Source organism: Mesorhizobium sp. (assembly GCF_005063415.1).
Lineage (GTDB): Bacteria > Pseudomonadota > Alphaproteobacteria > Rhizobiales > Rhizobiaceae > Mesorhizobium.
Map to the genome: position 1 here is coordinate 13,300 of NZ_SUEG01000060.1, position 18,696 is coordinate 31,995.

16 protein-coding genes and 5 pseudogenes are annotated in these 18,696 nt (G+C 61.9%); 15 read left to right on the top strand and 6 right to left on the bottom strand.

Going from position 1 to position 18,696, the window contains the following annotated elements; all coding sequences use genetic code 11:
• Positions 1–628: 628 nt before the first annotated feature.
• Positions 629–928, top strand: a pseudogene (locus tag E5W70_RS17215) (diacylglycerol kinase); the annotation flags it as partial.
• 63 nt (positions 929–991) lie between these two features.
• On the opposite strand, the gene E5W70_RS17220 reads toward E5W70_RS17215, so the two are convergent.
• Entirely contained in the window at positions 992–1,345 is a 354-nt protein-coding gene (locus E5W70_RS17220) for a hypothetical protein (RefSeq protein ID WP_366509712.1), read from the bottom strand.
• Positions 1,346–1,532: 187 nt separating this feature from the next.
• Here E5W70_RS17220 and E5W70_RS17225 point away from each other — a divergent pair, with 187 nt between their 5' ends.
• The 7 genes from E5W70_RS17225 to E5W70_RS17255 all read left to right on the top strand — a co-directional run bounded on the left by E5W70_RS17225 (position 1,533) and on the right by E5W70_RS17255 (position 7,723).
• Positions 1,533–2,735 carry an ABC transporter substrate-binding protein gene (locus E5W70_RS17225; protein ID WP_292659988.1) on the top strand — a complete coding sequence of 401 codons (1,203 nt, stop codon included), beginning with the start codon at positions 1,533–1,535 and terminating at the stop codon, positions 2,733–2,735.
• Positions 2,736–2,811: 76 nt separating this feature from the next.
• Positions 2,812–3,678: a branched-chain amino acid ABC transporter permease gene (locus E5W70_RS17230; protein WP_292659990.1), complete on the top strand. Its 867-nt coding sequence runs from the start codon at positions 2,812–2,814 to the stop codon at positions 3,676–3,678.
• Between the two features lie 5 nt (positions 3,679–3,683).
• A complete protein-coding gene (locus E5W70_RS17235) occupies positions 3,684–4,658 on the top strand; it encodes a branched-chain amino acid ABC transporter permease (RefSeq protein WP_292659991.1) in 975 nt (324 codons plus the stop codon).
• Between the two features lie 4 nt (positions 4,659–4,662).
• Positions 4,663–5,442: an ABC transporter ATP-binding protein gene (locus tag E5W70_RS17240; protein ID WP_292659993.1), complete on the top strand. Its 780-nt coding sequence runs from the start codon at positions 4,663–4,665 to the stop codon at positions 5,440–5,442.
• Positions 5,443–5,444: 2 nt separating this feature from the next.
• Positions 5,445–6,167, top strand: coding sequence for an ABC transporter ATP-binding protein (locus E5W70_RS17245; RefSeq protein WP_292659994.1), 723 nt, complete (start codon positions 5,445–5,447; stop codon positions 6,165–6,167).
• A gap of 8 nt (positions 6,168–6,175) precedes the next feature.
• A complete protein-coding gene (locus E5W70_RS17250) occupies positions 6,176–6,916 on the top strand; it encodes an aspartate/glutamate racemase family protein (RefSeq protein ID WP_023722329.1) in 741 nt (246 codons plus the stop codon).
• 102 nt (positions 6,917–7,018) lie between these two features.
• A complete protein-coding gene (locus E5W70_RS17255; protein WP_292660013.1) occupies positions 7,019–7,723 on the top strand; it encodes a GntR family transcriptional regulator in 705 nt (234 codons plus the stop codon).
• Between the two features lie 518 nt (positions 7,724–8,241).
• Here the strand turns inward: E5W70_RS17255 and glnQ are convergent.
• The 3 genes and pseudogenes from glnQ to E5W70_RS17270 form a co-directional block, all read right to left on the bottom strand.
• A pseudogene (gene glnQ, locus E5W70_RS17260) lies at positions 8,242–8,367 on the bottom strand (glutamine ABC transporter ATP-binding protein GlnQ); the annotation flags it as partial.
• A 343-nt stretch (positions 8,368–8,710) separates the two neighbouring features.
• Positions 8,711–8,872 (bottom strand): annotated as a pseudogene (locus E5W70_RS33130) (FAD-dependent oxidoreductase); the annotation flags it as partial.
• 97 nt (positions 8,873–8,969) lie between these two features.
• Positions 8,970–10,319, bottom strand: coding sequence for a sorbosone dehydrogenase family protein (locus tag E5W70_RS17270; protein WP_292659999.1), 1,350 nt, complete (start codon positions 10,317–10,319; stop codon positions 8,970–8,972).
• 401 nt (positions 10,320–10,720) lie between these two features.
• On the opposite strand from E5W70_RS17270, the gene E5W70_RS17275 reads away from it, so the two are divergent.
• Positions 10,721–11,680 (top strand): DMT family transporter, encoded by a 960-nt coding sequence (locus E5W70_RS17275; RefSeq protein WP_292660016.1) that lies wholly within the window; start codon positions 10,721–10,723, stop codon positions 11,678–11,680.
• Positions 11,681–11,748: 68 nt separating this feature from the next.
• On the opposite strand, the gene E5W70_RS17280 is transcribed toward E5W70_RS17275, so the two are convergent.
• Positions 11,749–12,768, bottom strand: a complete 1,020-nt coding sequence (locus E5W70_RS17280) for an ROK family protein (RefSeq protein WP_292660000.1) — start codon at positions 12,766–12,768, stop codon at positions 11,749–11,751.
• Between the two features lie 6 nt (positions 12,769–12,774).
• Positions 12,775–12,987: pseudogene (locus E5W70_RS33135) on the bottom strand (ArsR family transcriptional regulator); the annotation flags it as partial.
• 101 nt (positions 12,988–13,088) lie between these two features.
• Between E5W70_RS33135 and E5W70_RS17285 the strand changes: the two are divergent.
• From E5W70_RS17285 to E5W70_RS17310, 6 genes and pseudogenes are all read left to right on the top strand, one after another.
• Positions 13,089–14,354 (top strand): ABC transporter substrate-binding protein, encoded by a 1,266-nt coding sequence (locus tag E5W70_RS17285; RefSeq protein WP_292660001.1) that lies wholly within the window; start codon positions 13,089–13,091, stop codon positions 14,352–14,354.
• A 57-nt stretch (positions 14,355–14,411) separates the two neighbouring features.
• On the top strand, positions 14,412–15,350 hold the full coding sequence (locus E5W70_RS17290; RefSeq protein ID WP_292660003.1) for a sugar ABC transporter permease: 939 nt from the start codon (positions 14,412–14,414) through the stop codon (positions 15,348–15,350).
• Entirely contained in the window at positions 15,343–16,245 is a 903-nt protein-coding gene (locus E5W70_RS17295; protein ID WP_292660005.1) for a carbohydrate ABC transporter permease, read from the top strand. Before E5W70_RS17290 ends, E5W70_RS17295 begins: the two co-directional genes overlap by 8 nt.
• Positions 16,246–16,255: 10 nt before the next feature.
• Positions 16,256–17,353 (top strand): sn-glycerol-3-phosphate ABC transporter ATP-binding protein UgpC, encoded by a 1,098-nt coding sequence (gene ugpC, locus E5W70_RS17300; RefSeq protein ID WP_292660006.1) that lies wholly within the window; start codon positions 16,256–16,258, stop codon positions 17,351–17,353.
• Positions 17,354–17,357: 4 nt separating this feature from the next.
• Entirely contained in the window at positions 17,358–18,131 is a 774-nt protein-coding gene (locus E5W70_RS17305; protein ID WP_292660008.1) for an SDR family oxidoreductase, read from the top strand.
• Positions 18,132–18,168: 37 nt separating this feature from the next.
• Positions 18,169–18,696, top strand: a pseudogene (locus tag E5W70_RS17310) (sugar phosphate isomerase/epimerase); the annotation flags it as partial.

Genomic DNA, 18,696 nt, shown 5'->3' on the forward strand with positions numbered 1-18,696 from the left:
AGCCTTATACCCTGTTCGTCTTGTCACAGTAACCATGTCGTCGAGAAACGCGGCTTCGGTTGGGGCGGGTTGTACCGCCCTGCTATTTCGTCGCCGTCCTTGGTGCTCTCCCGTTCCTCGCACCGGGGTGGAACGGCGTGCGCATCAGAAGCTCGCCAGCCAGGCGACAACATCAATATAGCGGATCGCCAGCCAGTTGGGCACCAATAGGCCGAAGGCCAAAACGACGCCGAACCCTGCGCTGTCGCTCACCGGCTCCATCCCGTGCTGATCGTGCGTGATCTGGCGATTGACGATGACCGAACCTGGGCGAGCCGGCAGCGCTATTCGCGCTGCAGGCCGGCCATACGATGATCAGCGTTAGCCCGCGTGGCGCTGCTGAGGAGAACCGGAATTTCGTGATGGCTTGCCGCCGCCATTGGCGCGGCACTGGGGGACTGGCTGTCCTTCTGGATCGGCAAACGGCTTGGAAAGCGGGTTTTCGCACTATTGGCCCCTCTCCTGTTCTTCGAGCGGTGGGGGGTCGCCGGCGCTTCTTCGGTCCCTTGCGTGCATCCGTACCCTTGGTGGCGGGCATCTGCGCGATGCCCGCTCTGACGTTTCAGTTTGCCAATATCGCTTCGGCTGGCCGGAGTTCGTAGCCGACGTTGCACGGTTTTTCGATGTCACGAGAGGACACGTCTTGCTCGCCGGTCCCAAGACGATCGCAAGCGTTCCGGATTTTGCTCGCGCGGATCGGGAACTTGTCGTCGTTCGCTCCAGTATGGATCCCGAGGACACGCTCAAGCGCTTTGCCGGCCGTGTCGTCTTCATCGGCGGCGGTCCACCGGTCTGGGACGCCTACGCGCGCTTCGTCAGCCACTGGGATGTCACGGGGCTGCCCTATGACGGGCCGGCGGACCGCTGGTTCAATGCAAGATGGCTTACGGGGGTGGCGAAGTTGCCAGAAATCACCGCGACCAATGAAGGCTCGGCTCGTATCGATCTGGGATTATTTAGACCACCTCGCGACCCAAGTTCCAGACCGCATTTTATGCAACTTTACATCGAACACAGAACCGACGGCGGTGCAGCTTGCAATTTTTTCGCCGAACGGCGTCACACACGGTGATGGTCGTGCAGCACCAGCCCGCGCGCAAAACGATCGCGGACTCCTTCCTGCAACTGGCGCAATCCCCCGAAAGTCCTGCGGAACCGTTGCGGAGGCCTTCACCTCGATACCGACGACCCGACCGCGTCGATCCTCGATCACGACGCCGACCTCGTCCTGATCCTTGGTCCGGTAGCGTGAGAAAGACACCCGTCGCTCTGACCACCATGCGAGCTTCAGGAATTCCGACACCACGAACCTCTCGAGCAAAGCACCGAACCGCGGTCGGTCCTACGTTCTTCGTCTACGGCCGCTCACAGGATTGTCAACAATCTGAGAAAGTTTTGTTGACAGGTGATCGATTTGAGCCTTCACTCACAAAAGTCCGCGTATCGGTCGAGTTCTGTCGCAACAATGCGCGGCCTCCAAAGGGGAAAGAACAATGATCAACAGACGTTCAATAATCACATCCGCGGCGCGCGGCGCCGTCTCCGCGCTGGCAATCATGGCCGGCGGCACAATCGCGGTGCACGCCGCCAACAAGGAACTCAAGATCGGCTTTGTCGGCGTGACGAGTGGCGCGGCCGCTGCGTGGGGCACATCCAACGTCCGCTCGATGCAGACGCGCGCCGCCTGGATCAACGAAACCGGCGGTGTGAAGATTGGTGACGAGACCTATGACATCAAAATCGTCACATTCGACGACCAGAAGGACCCGAAGCGGGCGATCGCCGGCATGGAGAAGATGGCCCAGGAGGGCATCCACTATGTCGTCGGTCCGAATGTCGACGACGGCGCGGCGGCGGTGCGTCCCGTGGCAGAATCCAAGGGCATCATCTATTTTCCCTACGCATTCCCGAAGGAACTCTACACCCCGCCGGCGTCCAACGCCGTGCTCGGCATGATCGCCAACTACCAGTCGGCTCCGGCGATCTACAAATATCTCATGGAAAACAGGGGCGTGAAAAAAGTTGCCTTTGTCGCCGCCAACGAATCCGATCCGCTGAGCCAGCGGGATGGCGGTGTTGCCGCGGCAAAGGCACTCGGGCTCGAGGTTGTGGCTGCCACGGATGTCTACCAAAGCGATACCCGCGATTTCACACCGGTACTGACGCCGATCGTTTTGCAAAAACCGGACCTGCTGGTGCTTTCGGGCGTCGCGCCGGGCAATGCGCCGCTGCTGATCCGCGCCGCGCGCGAGCTCGGCTACGAAGGCCTGATCTCCACCGAAACGGCGCAGGATGCCAAGGTGCTGGAAGAGGGCGCGGGCGAGTTGGCCAACGGCTTCATCTCGGTCGGCGGCGCATCGACGCCCGAAATCGCGTCCGACACGATGAAGGAGTTCGTCGAACGATATACGAAAATGTTCGGCGAATACAATGACGAGTCCAACACCAAGGTCTACGCGCTCGAATACATCATCGAGACGCTGAAGGCGAACCCGGCCGCGATCGACAATGTCGAGGAGTTCAAGAAGACGATCGACACTTTCTCGGCGCCCAATCCCTATCTGAAGGGCGATGCCAAGCTGACCTATGTCGGAATGACGTCGTTTGGCCAGAAGCGCCAGCTTTCGGTCCCGATGGTGGTCACGGAATACCGCGACGGCAAGTTCGAGACGCTCTTCGTCGCTCAAGTCGATTGACGCAACTGCACCGAAGCGGATTGCCGCAGAGGCTCGAGCATTCGTCTTCAGCCTCTGAACGGCCGGAACCATCCTGATGGAACAAGTCATCGCCAACGGGCTTTATCTTGGCGCGCAATACGCCTTGATCGCGCTCGGTCTGACCCTGATCTTCGCGCTGATGAACGTGCTTAACTTTGCCCATGGGCAGATGTACGTTCTCGGCGGCTTCGTCACCTACACCGTCTATGGCCAGCTCGGCATGCCTTTCGTCGTCGCGCTCGTCGCGTCCGGGATCACGCTGCTGGTCATTGGAGCGCTTGTCGAGAAATTCCTTTTCAGGACGGTGATTAAGCGAAGCGTGCGGGAGGAAAGTACGATGCTTCTCGCGGCGGCGGTCGCATTCTTCCTCGACGCCGTGATCCTCCTCCTGTTCGGCGAAAAGCAGCGCGGCGTGCCGAAGATCGTCAAAGGCGTCTTCGTCTCCGACGGCCTCATAATGCCTTACGACCGGCTGCTGGTCGGCGCACTCGCCATACTGTTCATCGCCTCCTTCGTGCTTTTCATGCAGTACAGCAAGCCGGGACGCGCCATGCGGGCGCTGGCGCAGGACCGGGTCGCGGCGCAGCTGATGGGCGTCGAGGTCGACCGCTATTCGATGATCGGCTTTGCGCTCGGCGCCATGCTTGCCGGCATAGTCGGGGGGCTGCTGGTCGCCATCACCGGCGTCAATTCGGGCATCGGCGGGCCGATCTCGATCAAGGCGTTCTTGATGGTGATGATCGGCGGGGCCGGCGTGGTCAGCGGAGCGATCGCCGGCGGCTTCATCCTCGGCATGATGGAATCGGTCGGCCTGACGGTCCTACGCCAATATGGCGACGTCACTTATCTCGTCATCTTCGCCGCGCTGATGGTGTTCCTGAGCATCCGCCCGAACGGGCTCATGGGCAAGCCGTGGGGATGATGGACATGAAGCGTACACGCAACATCCTCGCCGTCGCTGTCTTCCTGCTGGTCGTACTCGTCGGCGTGCCCTGGCTGATCGAGGCGACCGGTCGGCTCGACCTCTACTACACGCTGACCTCGGTCGCGCTGCTCAGCATCGCCAGCGCCGGGGTGTGGGTGACTTTCTACATCGGCCGCATCAATATCGGCCAGGGGGCCTTCGCGCTTATGGGCGGCTATGTTTCGGCCATTCTTGTCGTCCAGTACGGTGTGTCGTTCTGGCTGACACTGCCGCTGGCTGGGCTATTCTGCGCCGCTGCAAGCGTGCTGATCGGACTGCCCATCCTCAGGCTTCGCGGCGTCTATTTCGCCATGGTCACGCTGGTTTTGACCGAAGTGGCGCGGCTGCTCGCGCTGGCGCTGCCGATCACCAACGGAGCCAAGGGCATGGTCAGCATTCCGCTCCCCGGCGGCATCTCGATCTTCGGGCTGACCATCCTTCCAGATTTCGCGACGCTCGCCAATCCGCGTCCCGCCTTCTATCTGGTGTCGGTTGTGCTGATGGTGCTGTGCTTTGCGGCGCTCTACCGCCTAGTCCATTCGCGCATTGGCAAACTCTGCCAGTCGTTGCAGCAGAACGAGGAACTGGCCTCCTCGATCGGCGTCAACATCGCCTATCTGCGCGTTATCGCCTACGCCTTCTCCTCATTCCTCGGCGGTCTCGGCGGTGCGATGTTCGTCGCCATCTCGCAGTCGATCTATCCATCGAGCTTCACCGTCACCGACTCGGTGAACTTCATGCTGAACTGCTTCCTCGGCGGGCTCGGCCACGTCTTCGGGCCGATGATCGGCACCTTCGTGCTCTATTTCGGCTGGGATTTCCTGTTCGAGACCGGCGAGTTCCAGTTGCTGATCTTCTCTTCGGTGCTGATCGCGCTGATGCTGTTCCTTCCCAACGGCCTGCTCAGCCTCAGGCTGTTCGGCAAGAAGCAGGGCTAGGACCATGACTGAGCTTCTCCAGATCAAGGCCGTGACCAAACGCTTCGGCGGGCTGGTCGCGGTCAACAATGTTTCCTTCGCGGTCCGCGAACGCGAAATCCTCTCCGTCATCGGCCCCAACGGCGCCGGCAAGTCGACGCTGTTCAAGTTGATTTCCTCTTTCCTCAATCCGACCTCGGGCGAAGTGCTATTCCGGGGAGAGCGGATTTCAGGCCTGGCGCCGCATATCGTCGCCCGGAAGGGCGTGGTGCGCACGTTCCAGGAGACGACGATCTTCAAGGGCATGACGGTGCGCGACAATGTCATCATCGCGCATCACCTGCGTTCCAACGCCAGCCTTGCCGGCTTCTATCTCGGCACGAACACCGCACGGCGCGACGAGGATGAATTCGGCCGCTCGGCCGACGAGATCATCGACTTCCTCGATCTCGGCGCGCAACGGCATGAGATCGCCAGCACGCTGCCGCACGGCCATCTGCGCGCGCTCGGGATTGCCATCGGGCTCGCTACCAACCCGACCGTGATTCTGCTCGATGAGCCCTTCGCCGGCATGAACCATGACGAAACCGTGCGCGCGGTGGAGATGGTGCGCGGCGTGCGGAAGCGCGGTGTGACTGTCCTGCTGGTCGAGCACGATATGCCCGCCGTCATGAACATTTCCGACCGCATCGTCGTCCTGAACTTCGGTGTGAAAATCGCCGAGGGAACGCCGAAGGAAATCCAGGAGAACGAAAAGGTCATCGAGGCCTATCTCGGCGCCGAAGATGAGACGATCGGATTTTAGCCATGAGCGAACTGCTGAAAGTCTCCGACGTCGAACTCTACTACGACCATGTCTATGCACTGAAGGGCGTGTCGCTCAACGTCAACGAGGGCGAGACCGTCGCGCTGATCGGCGCGAACGGCGCGGGCAAATCCTCGATCCTGCGCGCCATCACCGGCCTGAAGAAAGTCCGCAGCGGCGAGATTCATTTCCGGGGCCACCGCATCGACGGAACGCGCCCGGACGAGCTGGTCAGGATGGGCATCGCCATGGTGCCGGAGGGTCGGCGCGTCTTTTCCTACATGACGGTGCGCGACAATCTGATGATGGGCGCCTTCACCCGCACCGACAAGGCCGAAATCGCCAGGACGCTGGACATGGTGCTCGCGCGCTTTCCGCGCCTGAAGGAACGCTATTCCCAGACGGCGGGCACGATGAGCGGCGGCGAACAGCAGATGCTGGTGATCGGGCGGGCGCTGATGGCCAAACCGAAGCTTCTGCTGCTCGATGAACCCTCGCTCGGCGTCGCGCCGAAGCTCGTCCAGGACATCGCCCGCTCCATCGTGGCGATCAATCGCGACGAAAAGGTCAGCGTTCTCTTGGTCGAGCAGAATTCGCGCATGGCGCTGCGCATCTCGCAGCGCGCCTACGCACTGACGACCGGAAAGATCGCGCTGGCCGGACATTCGGCTGAGCTGCTTGGCGACGACCGGGTCAAGAAACTCTATCTCGGCGGCGAAATATGAAAGCGCAAATGGACATACTCGTCGTCAATCCCAACACCACCGCGTCCATGACCGAAAAGATCGGCGAGGCAGCGCGCGGCGCGGCTTCGGCCGGCACCAGGATCATCGCCGTCAATCCGAAGGACGGGCCGCCGAGCGTCGAAGGCTATTTCGACGAGGTCTTCGCCATCCCGGGAATGATCGGCGAGATCCAGAGACATCCGGCGGCGAGCGCCTGCGTTATCGCCTGCTTCGACGACACCGGCCTCGACGCAGTACGCTGCGTCGGCGAGATGCCGGTGGTCGGCATCGGCGAAGCGGCGTTTCACATGGCGAGCCTAATTGCCGGCAAGTTCAGCGTGGTGACCACGCTGTCGCGTTCGGTGCCGGCGATCGAGCACAATCTGGTGCGCTACGGCCTCGCCAGCCGCTGCGCCAGGGTGCGGGCAAGCGACGTTCCCGTTCTGGAGCTCGAAGTGCCCGGCTCCAACGCCCGCCATCGAATTTCGGAGGAGATCGAGCGTGCCATCCGCGACGACCGGGCCGAAGCGATTGTGCTGGGATGCGCCGGCATGGCCGACCTCGCCGCCGCGCTCAGCCGCGAACATGGCCTTCCTGTGCTCGACGGCGTCGCCTGCGCCGTACAACTCTGCGAGAGCCTCGTCAGCCTTGGCTTGTCGACCTCGAAGCGCGGCGGCTACCAGGTTCCACTCGAAAAATCCTTCGCCGGAATCTTTGCGCCCTTTTCGCCCTCCGGCCGTGTATCCTGATGCGTGCAAAATTGTTGACACTCCCACACAGGATGTTCGATGTCCGGCCGGAAACGCGGTGTTCGCGCCGCTATGCGATCCGGCCGCCGGGACAATGAGACGATGGACCTGCTTGGACCAAAGACACGGGATGGCGACAAGCCGACGATGCGCTGGCTTCCGGTCTATGCCGGCCTGCGCGACGCCATCGTCAGCCACCGCCTCGCACCGGGCACAAAGCTGCCCGAGGACGAGCTCGCCTCGATCTATTCGGTGAGCCGCGCGGTGATACGCGCGGCGCTGCAGGCGCTGTCGCATGACCGCTTGGCTCGGCTCGAGCCGAACCGCGGCGCGTTCGTCGCCCAGCCGACCAAGCAGGAAGCGCGCGAGGTGTTCGAAGCGCGGGCGCTGATCGAGCCCAAGGTCGCGGCGCTTGCCGCCGAAGTGGCAAAGCCGGCCGAGATCGCGCAACTGCGGCTTCATCTCGAAAAAGAGCACGAGGCCCTGCATGCCGGCCGCGACAGCGAGGCCATAATGCTGTCGGCAAAATTCCATGTCGGCATCGCTGAAATCGCCGGCCATTCGATCCTGACCGGCTTCGTCAAGGACCTGTTGTCGCGGTCGTCGCTGATCATCGCGCTCTACTGGCGCCGCCGCGACACCACCTGCGAAAGCCACGCCCATCACGCCCTCGTTGATTCCATCGAAAAGCACGACGCAAAAAACGCGTCCGACCTGATGCAAAGTCATCTCATCGACCTTCTGTCGGGCCTTGATCTGTCGCTTGGCGAGAAGAAGCCCGAGAGCCTGTCGGACATCTTGCGCTGATCTCCGCTGTCAAACTCTTCGCCGGAGTTCGCCCATGCCCGCACGTGCTGGGCGTGATCGAAGCAATGCATAGCATGCATCGGTCCATGAGGACTGCTTCTTCGTTCCTGCCGTCATAACAGTAGCGCTCGTTGAGTCCGCGGCGCTGCCCTCCAGCCTCACCTACTCCTGCTGCCGCACAACGGACGGGCAATGTGCCGATCAGAGCTTGAGGCACGCAGTCGCAGCAAGGATTGGGCAAACTGCCGGTTTTTCTTACGGCCTTTAGATACGACCTGATGCGATCGGTCGATGGCCCTCGCGAGAGGCCAGTTCCAGACTGCAATCTTATGCGACTTTCGAAGCACAAAGCGTGAACATCGAACCCGAAGGCGGCTTTGCTACCCGACCCTGGACGCAAGTTTCGCGCCCCAAGGAAACAGCGATCAGCAGCGTGGCATTGGAGGTCTCGGTTGGGGCCGGAAGCAGACTGTCCGCTTTCCGAAAGCGACGTGAAAAAGCAGCCTTTTTCTGGAAGTCTAATACTTCAGCATCTGGCTGAGGAACAACTTCGTTCGATCATGGCGCGGGTTGCCGAAAAACGCGTCGGGCGTGCCCTCCTCGACGATCTGCCCAGCGTCCATGAAGATCACCCGGTCGGCGACCTTTGCGCCGTTCCCTGGCAATCAGGCGCAGCCCCAAATTAAGAGCAAAAAGATGCGAAGGTGGTCAGTACAGAAGTAACGTCGGCCTGCGCCGACCTGTCGGGCAGCACGATCAAGAAAAAGAGGGAAACAAAGGTGGATTGCAGTTCAACCGGAACTGTCTCCAGCGCTATTTCGAAAGACAAATCGGAGCCGCGGCTGGGCTATGAAACGGTTAATCCTGCAATCATATCGATCTATTAGCTGAGGAAACAGCAGGCAAGTCTATCGGGGTCCAGGCTTCGGGAGCAAGGCAAGGACCGACACGCGGCCACACTGCCTGCGGACCGTTCGTCGCGTGGTGGCTTAGGGTCGAAAACAGATCGAGCCGCGAAGCATCACCGGTGATCGCCTCAGCGAGCAGCTTGCCCGACAGCGTCGACAGGAACAGCCCCCTTCCCGGATAGCCATGCGCAAAATAGACCTCTCCGCAACGGCCGACATGCGGCAGGCGCGATGTCGTCACCTGGCATATGCATCGAAATCGCAGCCGAATGAAGCCATACCGGGCGTGGCGCTGTAGCCGAAGGCTGGTGAGGTCGGAATCAGAAAGACACCTGCGCTCAACGGCCATTCGCCCGGCGGACCCGCCAGATGACGTTACCGACGTCATCGGCGACGAGCAGTGCGCCAGTCCGATCGATAGCAACGCCGACCGGACGGCCCATCGCCTCCCCATTACGCCCGATGAAGCCAGTGAGCACATCTTTCGGAGGACCGCTCGGTTGGCCACCATGGAACGGCACGAAGATCACCTTGTAGCCGCTGTACACGCTTCTATTCCACGAGCCGTGCTGGCCGACGAAGGCGCCGTTGCCGTAGGCCGGACCGAGCCGGGCGCCTTTGGAGAAGGTCAGTCCCAGCGAGGCGGTATGAGAGCCCAGGGCGTAATCGGGCTTGATCGCTGTCGCCACGAGATCGGGGCGCTGCGGTTTGGCGCGTTCGTCGACGTTCTGTCCGTAGTAGCTGTAGGGCCAGCCGTAGAAAGCGCCGTCACGAACCGAGGTCATGTAATCCGGCACAAGGTCGTCGCCGATCTCGTCACGCTCGTTCACGGCGACCCAAAGCTCGCCAGTTTCAGGATTCCAGGAGAGCCCGTTCGGGTTGCGCAGGCCCGAGGCGAAGACCCGAGTGCGGCGGGTCGACCGATCCACTTCAAGGACGGCGGCGCGGTTCTTCTCCGCGGCTATGCCGTTTTCTCCAACGTTGCTGTTGGAACCAACGGTGACATAGAGCTTGCGTCCATCCGGAGTTGCTATCACGTCCTTGGTCCAATGATGGTTGAGGTCCCCGGCCGGCAAGTCGACGATCTTTTCCGGCGACGTGCTGACTCGGGTCTGGCCATTGGAGTAGGGGAAAGCGACGAGCGCGTCGGTATTCGCGACAAGGAGCTTGCCTTTGGACAGCGTCATGCCGAAGGGCGAATTGAGGCCTTCAGCGAACGTCGTGCGCACATCCGCAATGCCGTCGCCATCGGTGTCGCGCAGGAGCGTGATGCGGTTGGCGCTTTTGGTCGCGGCGCCAGCCCGCTTCATAGCCAGGTCCATGAACACCTTTCTAAGACTGAAGCCTTCGTCATGCTTGGCAGGGGCATTGGTTTCAGCAACCAGCACGTCGCCGTTCGGAAGCACATGCAGCCAGCGCGGATGGTCGAGGCCGATGGCGAAGGCGTTCACTGTCAGCCCCTTCGCCGGGGTCGGCATACCTCCTTTCTGCCAGCCTTTCGCCTCGGCGATGTTAACAGTCGGGATCAGCGTCGGTCTTGGTTTCGGTAAAGTGGGGTTGGGGCCATAGCCGGTTATTGCCCCGGTTTTTTGCGCCGGCCCGGTTTTTTGCGCCGGAATGCCAGCGCAGCTTGCCATGACGGCGCCCAACACTGCTACGAGTACGCTTCCTCGGAAGCCGGCATGCATCGGACGTCCTCCGCATGGATTTGTGTCGCGCTCTTTGTGCAAACGGAAGTCAGTGGCTTATTCTTCCAATTGCTTCGAAAAAAACAGCGGCGCTCGTGATCCGAGGCCAGGAATTCGCGACAGATCTGCTCTCGGCGGAAATATGGCGCGAGAAGATTGTGGCAACCGCGCGAATATCTGTCGCGCGATATGAATCTCAGATTCGTATCGCGCGAAATCGATACGGCTTGCGCTTTTCGGTATCGAGTTGCTCATGGGCCAACATGCGTTCGAATGGAACGAGACCATGAACGGCGGGACCCACAATGACCCACCAATTGCACTAGCTGGTGAAACAGCTGTTGCTGCTGCTTAGCAAGACGCTGCAAATCTGGTAAACTCTGCGGTGGGAGGAGACGGATATCCAATCGCTGCCTATAGCACATCCAAGTGTAGCGAAGGCGACACCCAACGCTTCACTTCCGCTCGCCTATTCCCTCGCGACGCTCTGCTGGCTCCTGTCGGCCGGCGTCTATATCGCCGCCAAGTGGGTTGCCCCCGAGATGCCGCCTTGGGCGCTCTGCTTCTGGCGGCTGACGCTCGCCTGCGCGATCCTGCTGCCTATCGTCCATCGCCATCACGGGGCGATGCTCGCGCTGATCCAATCCCGGGTGATCGAGGTGCTGGTCATCGGCACTATCGGGCTGACCTTGTGTCAGGGCATGATCTACACGGGCCTCAACTACACCAACGCGACAACCGCCGGCATCATCATGGCGCTGTCGCCGATCATGACCATGGTGCTTGCCCGCTTCGTGCTCGGCGAGCCCCTCGGTGCCTGGAAAGCGCTTGGAGCGCTGGTCGCTCTGGCCGGGATGGTGGTGATCGTGGCGCGCGGCGACCTTGCCGCGCTGATGCAGCTGCAGTTCAATCCCGGCGAGTTGTGGATCGTCGGCAGCGCGTTTTGCTGGGGCCTCTACACTGTGCTGCTGCGCCGCGCCAAATTCGGCATCGAGCTTCTGCCGATGGTCGTCCTGTTGCTGGGAGCCGGCGCGCTGGCCGCACTGCCCTTCTATCTCTGGGAACTGTTTTCCGGGGATCGTTCGGCGCTGCATGCGAACGGCCTGCTGGCCCTCGCCTATGTTGCTGGCCCGGGCGGCGCTCTGATGTACTATCTCTACAACCGCAGCGTCGAGACGCTTGGCGCGGGGCGCGCCAGCATGCTGCTCTATCTGCAGACTGCCTTCGTCGCCGTGCTCGCTTATCTGGTCCTTGGCGAAAGCTTACACGACTATGATCTCGCCGGCGCCGCCTTCATCGTCGCCGGCCTGCTGCTCGCCACCGCGATCAAGCCGAGGCAGCGCACCGTGCGTGTCGCGTAGGCAACATCAGCACCGCCGCTTCGGTCAGCAGCTCGTAAAATCAGAGCACCGCTCGAAGCGAAGCCGGATCATTGAAGCCGGCTGTTGTGGCGCAGCACGAGGCCGACCGCGCCGAGCAATGCGTCGTTCTCCGTGTGCTTGCCAACGATTATCCGTGTGCGCAGCGCGGGCGCCACATCGCGGGACTTGATGAGCGTGTGGCGTTCATATGACGCGATCAGTGGCGCCAGGAGAATGTCGCCCGCCAAGGCCATGCGGCCGCCGATGATGATGAGCGGCGGATTGAGCACCGAACCGATCAAGCCAAGGCCACGGCCGGCGAACTCGGCGGTGTCCTCGATCATTCGCAGCGCCCTCACGTCGCCCTGCTCGGCCATCATGATCACATCGTCCATCGTGACCGGCCGCCGCACGATGCGCGAAATCTGCTCGAGCGGCCGGGCAAAGCTGGCATAGAGCTCCAGGCATCCGCGATTGCCGCACCGGCAAAGGTCGCCGCCGGAATCGATGCTGATGTGCCCGAATTCGCCGGCGCCGCCGGCGATGCCGCTCACCAGCCGGCCGTGCTGGACAATGGCCCCGCCGACGCCCAGATCGACCTTGAACAGCACGAAGTCGTCCTGGCCGACGGCCGCACCCCACATCAACTCCGCAATGGCCGAGCAGTTGCTCTCATTGTCGGCGAAGATCGGCTGTTCGAGGACCGGCCCGAACACATCGCGGATGTTGACCCCGGCCCAGGTCGGAACGATACTCGCGCGCAGCACCACTCCTTCGCGGCTGACTGGGCCCGAGACGGAGACCCCAACCCCCAGGAGCCCCGCCATCGGCAGACCGTTCTCTTCGTAGCATCGGGCAATTACTGACTTGGCGAGCTGGGCCGCCTGTTGCGGCTGGTAGTCCAGACCCATGGGGATAGTTTGTTCGGCAACGAAAGAATGCGAGACGTCGGCGACGACGCAGCGCATCTCGTCGAGGCCCAGATGGATGCCGACGCAGGTGCCCGCAGCGGGATTGAGCGTCAATGTCGTGGCAGGCCTGCCGATACCCCTGGCCGCGTCATGATGGACCGAGGATTCGATTACCATCCCCGATTTTCTCAAGCCATTGAGCGCGGTTGAAACCGTCGACCGCGCCAAACCGGTAATGCGGGTAATTTGCGACGCAGAAAGCACGCCGCGCTCGCGCAGGCATCGGACGATCAGGCTCTCCGGCGACGCGGACGGCCTGTCGATTAGCCAATTTCTAAGCGAAGGTTTGTTCATGATGAGCACAAAGCACGTTGACTGATAGCCCAAATATGTCATCTTGGAAAGAACGGAGATTACTGCATCTCACCGGCCACGACCTCAAATCGCGGGCCACAAGCGGTCGATACGAACCGTGCATCACATATGGGAGTGAAACGATGAAATACCTGAGGACGGCCTTTGCGGCCGCTACCGCCTTCACCTTGATTACCGCAACAGCGCTCGCGGAGCCGAAGACCAATCTCTTGCATCAATGGGCCACCGGATCGGACGCCCAGGCTATCGCCAAGCTCGGCGAGATGTTTACCGCCAAGGGCGGCACCTGGCAGCAGACCTCCATCGCAGGCCATACGGCCAATACCCTGGCCAAACTGCGTGCCGATGTGATCGCCGGCAACGCTCCTCCCGCTGTGCAGCTCAAGGGCCCCGAGATCGCCGAATGGAACGAGACGGGCATGACAGCCAATCTCGACGACCTGGCGAAGGCGGAAAATTGGGAGAAGGTCGTCGCTCCCGAATTGCTGCCGGTGATGAAGCCGACCGGGAATTGGGTGGCCGCGCCGATGAACATCCACCGCATCAACTGGCTGTGGGCATCGCCGAAGGTCATGAAGGACGCGGGCGTCACCGAGATGCCGAAGACATGGGCGGAATTCAACGCCGCCTGCGACAAAATCGTGGCCAGCGGCAAAATCTGCATTTCGCACTCGACCGCCGACTGGACCGACTCGACCGTCTTCGAAGTGGTCGTGTACGGTCAGGACCTCGATCTCTACAGGAAAGCTTTCGTCGAGGGCGACGTCGATGCCATGCGCAGCGACGGCATGGTCAAGGCCTTCGAGCAGTTCCGCACCATGACTTCGAAGTACATGGACCCCGGCATGAACGGGCGCGACTGGGATACCATGTCGCATCTCGTCGGCCGCGGCGAGGCCGCCTTCCACATCATGGGCGACTGGACGCTCGGCCTGCTGACGGCCGGCGGCTTCAAGGAGGGCACCGACTATGTCTGCGTCCAGGCACCGACCGATTGGGGCAAGCCGGGTTTCATCCTGAATTCAGACTCGGTCGTGTTCTTCAAGCAGAAGGACCCGGACTATATCGAGGGACAGAAGCTGCTTGCCAGCATCATCCTGTCGCCCGAATTCCAGACCATTTTCAATCAGACCAAAGGGTCCATCCCGGCCCGCCTCGACGTCGATCTTTCGAACGGCTTCAATCCCTGCCAGCAACTCTCGCAAAAGGATCTGCAAGCCTCGATCGCCGCCGGGACGCTCGTGCGTTCGATGGCGCACAACATGACGGTTCCGCAAAAGGTCCGCGGCGCAATAATGGATAGCATCACGGAGTTTGTAGCAACGCCGGATATGAGTGCGCAGGATGCGGCCAATGCGATGGCGGATGCGGCCGAAGCGCAGAAGTGACGCTGCCGATGATGGCCGGGGGCGAAGCTCCCGGCCAGACCTCGCCGGAGCAGCCCGATGTCCACCCATGATCTGATTGTACCAGCCGCAGCTGCCGCGGCCCGTCCGTGGCGCGAGCGCCTGGGCACGATGGTGCCCATTCTGGTGCTGGCGCCGTCGATAGCGGCGAGTTTCATCTATGTTTTCGTCTTCACGCTCTGGACGCTCTACATCTCGCTGTCCAATTCGTCGCTGTTGCCGACCTATGGGTTCGTTGGCCTGGACAATTACGCTTCGCTCTGGGCAAACCGGCGCTGGAACATAGCCTATACGAATCTCTTCCTGTTCAGCGGCTTCTATATCGTTGGCTCGATGGCGGTTGGCCTGCTGCTCGCGATCGCAATCGACCAGCGCGTCCGCGGCGAGGCGGCTTGGCGCACAATCTTCCTCTACCCGTTGGCGGTGTCCTTCATCGTCACCGGTACGGTGTGGAGCTGGCTCTATAATCCTGTCGACGGTATCCAGGCCTTCGTTCGCGGGCTCGGCTGGACCGACTTCAGCTTCGCCCTGACGGCCAACCGCAACACCGCGATCTATGCGGTGATCATAACCGGTATCTGGCAGTCGTCCGGCTTCGCGATGGCACTTTTCCTGGCTGGTCTACGGTCCGTCGATCCGGATCTCGTCAAAGCCGCGCAAATCGACGGCGCGTCGGTTTTCCGGACCTATCGCAGGGTCATCCTGCCAACCATCGCCCCGATATTCCTGGCAGTGGCAGTCATTCAGATACAATTCGCCATCAAGACCTTCGACCTGGTGGCGGCGTTGACGCGGGGCGGACCAGGCGTTTCCACCACCTTCCCCGCCATCTATGTCTACGACCTGATGTTCCAGCGCGGCCAAATCGGCGAGGGTGCCGCCGCGGCGATGATGATGCTCGCGGCGGTCGCGGCGGTGCTGGTGCCATACTCGTTGTGGATCGTCTGGCGCCGGCGGGCGGAGGGCCGCAATGGCTGAAATTGCCCCCAATGCCCGTTTTGATCCGGAAGAAGCCGCTGCCACGCGCCGGCATTTCTGGAGCCGCTTCCTTGTCTATGCCGTGCTGACGCTTTTCGCGGTCGTCTATCTCGTGCCATTGCTGGTGGTGATCTTCAACTCATTGCGCGAGCAGTCGGAGATTGCCCGCAACGGCCTCATCTCCGTCCCGCGCAGCTTCCGGTTCGACGCGTGGGCGCAGGCCTGGGGATCCTACTGTGTCAGCGGCACCTGCGAGGGCATGAAGCGCAATTTCTTCAACTCGCTGGCGATGACGATCCCCGCCACGATCATCTCGACCATTCTCGGCGCCATGAACGGCTACATCCTCTCCAAATGGCGCTTCAGGGGTTCCGAACTGATCTTCAATCTGATGCTGCTCGGCGTTTTCATGCCCGGCCAGATTTCGCTGATGCCGTGGGCGTTCCTGCTCGGCAAGCTCGGCCTGACCAATTCCACATATGGGCTGGTGTTGATCCACGTCGTCCAGGGCATCTCGTTCACCACCCTGTTCTGCCGCAATTTCTACGTCAGCATACCGGACGACCTGATCAAGGCGGCACGCATCGACGGCGCCGGCTTCTGGCGGATCTTCCGCAAGATCATCCTGCCCCTGTCGCCGCCCATTCTGATCGTCACCGTCATCTGGCAGTTCACCGGCATCTGGAACGAGTATTTGTTCGGCGTCGTCTTCACATCAGGCCAGCAGCAGCCGATCACGGCGGCGTTGGTAGCACTCACGGCCGGCGGCACGACCGCACGTGCTTACGATGTGATGAGCGCAGCCGTGCTGATCGGCGCGCTGCCGCCGCTGCTGATCTACCTGTTCGGTGGAAAATACTTCGTGCGCGGCCTCACCCAGGGCGCCATCAAATGAGGCGTCGCCTATGTCCGCGTTGATGATCCGCAACCTTCACAAGAGCTACGGCTCGCTCGAGATTCTTGCCGGCATCAATCTCGAGGCTAAGACCGGAGAATTCGTCGCCCTTGTCGGCCCGTCAGGTTGCGGCAAGTCAACCTTGCTCGCCATGATCGCCGGACTGGAAACCGTCACGTCGGGAGAGATCTGGATCGGCGACCGGCTGGTGAACTCGGTGCAACCCAAGGACCGCGACATTGCGATGGTGTTCCAGTCATACGCCCTCTATCCCACGATGACGGTGCGCCAGAACATCACCTTCGGCATGGAGAGCCGCGGCGTGCCAAAAGCGGCGCAAGCGGAAGCTGTCCAGCGGGTTGCCGCACTCCTGCAGATCGAACAGCTGCTTAAACGCAAGCCAGGCCAGCTCTCGGGCGGCCAGCGGCAGCGCGTTGCGATGGGGCGTGCCCTCGTCCGCGACCCGAAGCTGTTTTTGTTCGACGAGCCCCTGTCCAACCTCGACGCCAAGCTGCGCGTCGACATGCGTACCGAAATCAAGAAGCTTCACCATCGCGTAGGCAAGACCACGGTGTACGTCACCCACGATCAGGTCGAGGCGATGACGCTTGCATCCCGCATTGCGGTGATGAACCAGGGCTCGGTACAGCAGTTCGACACGCCGAAGCGGATCTACGACCGGCCGACCAACATGTTCGTTGCCGGCTTCATGGGATCGCCGGCGATGAATTTCATCCCAGCCCGGCTTACGGGCTCAACCAGCATCTCGGTACGCGCCGCTGACGGCAGCGACGCCAGCCTTGCCCTTGCCGCACCGATGCCCGCCGGTGCGCCAAAGGACATCGTGCTTGGTATCCGGCCGGAACACATCTACCGTTTCACGACCGACCTGAAGTCGCGCAAACCGGCTGTGGCGTCCATGCAGGCGCCGGTCGAACTGGTCGAGCCGACCGGGGCCGAGACGCTTGCCGTGCTCAGGCTGGGTGACCTGGAGATCACCGGCCGTTTCGAGCCGGACGACGCTCCCGTCATGGGCGAGACGATAACGCTCGGCATCGATATGTCGCGTGCCTGTCTGTTCGATCCAACAACCAAGGCGCTTCTGTAGTTTGATGTCCGTACAATTCGCGACTTATCCGAGCTTGACCGATCGGGTCGTGCTGATCTCCGGCGGCGCCTCCGGCATCGGGGCCGATATGGTCCGCGCCTTCGCCTCGAATGGCGCCCGGGTAGCCTTTCTCGATGTGCAGGATGAGCCAGCGGGGGCGTTGGTGCGCGAGCTCGGTGGTGTCGCCGGGCAGGCTCCCTTGTACCTCCATTGCGATGTAACCGACGTCGATGCGCTGCAGGCGTCGGTAGAAGGCGTGCGCGCGCGGCTTGGTCCGATTGCCGTCCTGGTGAATAACGCTGCCAATGACCAGCGCCATCCCATCGATGCGGTGACGGCGGAATATTGGGACCGCAGCTTCGACGTCAATCTGAGGCATCACTTCTTCGCCGCCCAGGCAGTGCATCCGCATATGAAGGAACTCGGCTTCGGCTCGATCATAAACTTCTCTTCCATCGCCTGGCGGTTCGGAGCGGACCAGATGGTGGCCTATGCCACCGCAAAGGGGGCTGTGGTGGCGCTGACCCGTGCTTTGGCGCGGTCGTTCGGACCCGATAACATCCGCGTCAATGCGGTCGAACCCGGCGCCGTCATGACCGAGCGGCAGCGCGAGCTGTGGTTCAAGACGCAGGAGGCAGTCGACCAGACGGTGCAGCGGCAACTGATCCGCCGCGTCCTGCTGGGCGAGGAGATTGCACGCACCGTGCTCTTCCTGGCGGCAGACGACAGCCGCATGATCACCAAGCAGTCCATCACCGTCGATGCCGGTCTGCGCTAGTGACCCCTCCCCGCCCCCCACTGGAACCGCCAAGCTGATGCTTCGTCTCGGCCTCAACCCCTACGGACTGACCTACTATCTCGGCCTGCAGGGCCGCGGCACGCCGCGGCACAATCCGGACGGCGTGGGGCTGGAAGGCTTCATCACGCTGGCGCAGGAACTGGGCGCGCGCACGCTCGAGATCTACGAGCCCTGGTTGACCGAATTAACGGACGCCGAAATCATCGCGCTGCGCAGGCATCTTGCCGCGCTGGACATCGTTCCGGTGGTGAGCGGCGGACTGCTCGTGGCAGGTTCGCTGGACAACGCCTTTCGGGCTGCGCGGCTGCTCGAGGCGACAACGATCCGCATCGCACTGACGCCTGTCCTGTGCGGCGACCGCAATGCGTGGGGTCCGAAATGGAGCGAGTTCAACGCAACGATTCGCGCTGCCTTGACGGAATGGGGGCCGCGTGCGGCGGCCGAGGGCCGCGTGCTCGGCATCGAGAACCATCAGGACTTCGGCAGCGACGAACTGGTTGCGTTCTGCGAACTCGGCGGGCCGGGTGTCGGCATCACCTACGAC

Coding starts and splice junctions, on each gene's coding strand:
- E5W70_RS17225 (WP_292659988.1), top strand. CDS start 1,533: ATGATCAACAGACGTTCAATAATCACATCCGCGGCGCGCGGCGCCGTC.
- E5W70_RS17230 (WP_292659990.1), top strand. CDS start 2,812: ATGGAACAAGTCATCGCCAACGGGCTTTATCTTGGCGCGCAATACGCC.
- E5W70_RS17235 (WP_292659991.1), top strand. CDS start 3,684: ATGAAGCGTACACGCAACATCCTCGCCGTCGCTGTCTTCCTGCTGGTC.
- E5W70_RS17240 (WP_292659993.1), top strand. CDS start 4,663: ATGACTGAGCTTCTCCAGATCAAGGCCGTGACCAAACGCTTCGGCGGG.
- E5W70_RS17245 (WP_292659994.1), top strand. CDS start 5,445: ATGAGCGAACTGCTGAAAGTCTCCGACGTCGAACTCTACTACGACCAT.
- E5W70_RS17250 (WP_023722329.1), top strand. CDS start 6,176: ATGGACATACTCGTCGTCAATCCCAACACCACCGCGTCCATGACCGAA.
- E5W70_RS17255 (WP_292660013.1), top strand. CDS start 7,019: ATGGACCTGCTTGGACCAAAGACACGGGATGGCGACAAGCCGACGATG.
- E5W70_RS17270 (WP_292659999.1), bottom strand. CDS start 10,319: ATGCATGCCGGCTTCCGAGGAAGCGTACTCGTAGCAGTGTTGGGCGCC.
- E5W70_RS17280 (WP_292660000.1), bottom strand. CDS start 12,768: ATGGTAATCGAATCCTCGGTCCATCATGACGCGGCCAGGGGTATCGGC.
- E5W70_RS17285 (WP_292660001.1), top strand. CDS start 13,089: ATGAAATACCTGAGGACGGCCTTTGCGGCCGCTACCGCCTTCACCTTG.
- E5W70_RS17290 (WP_292660003.1), top strand. CDS start 14,412: ATGTCCACCCATGATCTGATTGTACCAGCCGCAGCTGCCGCGGCCCGT.
- E5W70_RS17295 (WP_292660005.1), top strand. CDS start 15,343: ATGGCTGAAATTGCCCCCAATGCCCGTTTTGATCCGGAAGAAGCCGCT.
- ugpC (WP_292660006.1), top strand. CDS start 16,256: ATGTCCGCGTTGATGATCCGCAACCTTCACAAGAGCTACGGCTCGCTC.
- E5W70_RS17305 (WP_292660008.1), top strand. CDS start 17,358: ATGTCCGTACAATTCGCGACTTATCCGAGCTTGACCGATCGGGTCGTG.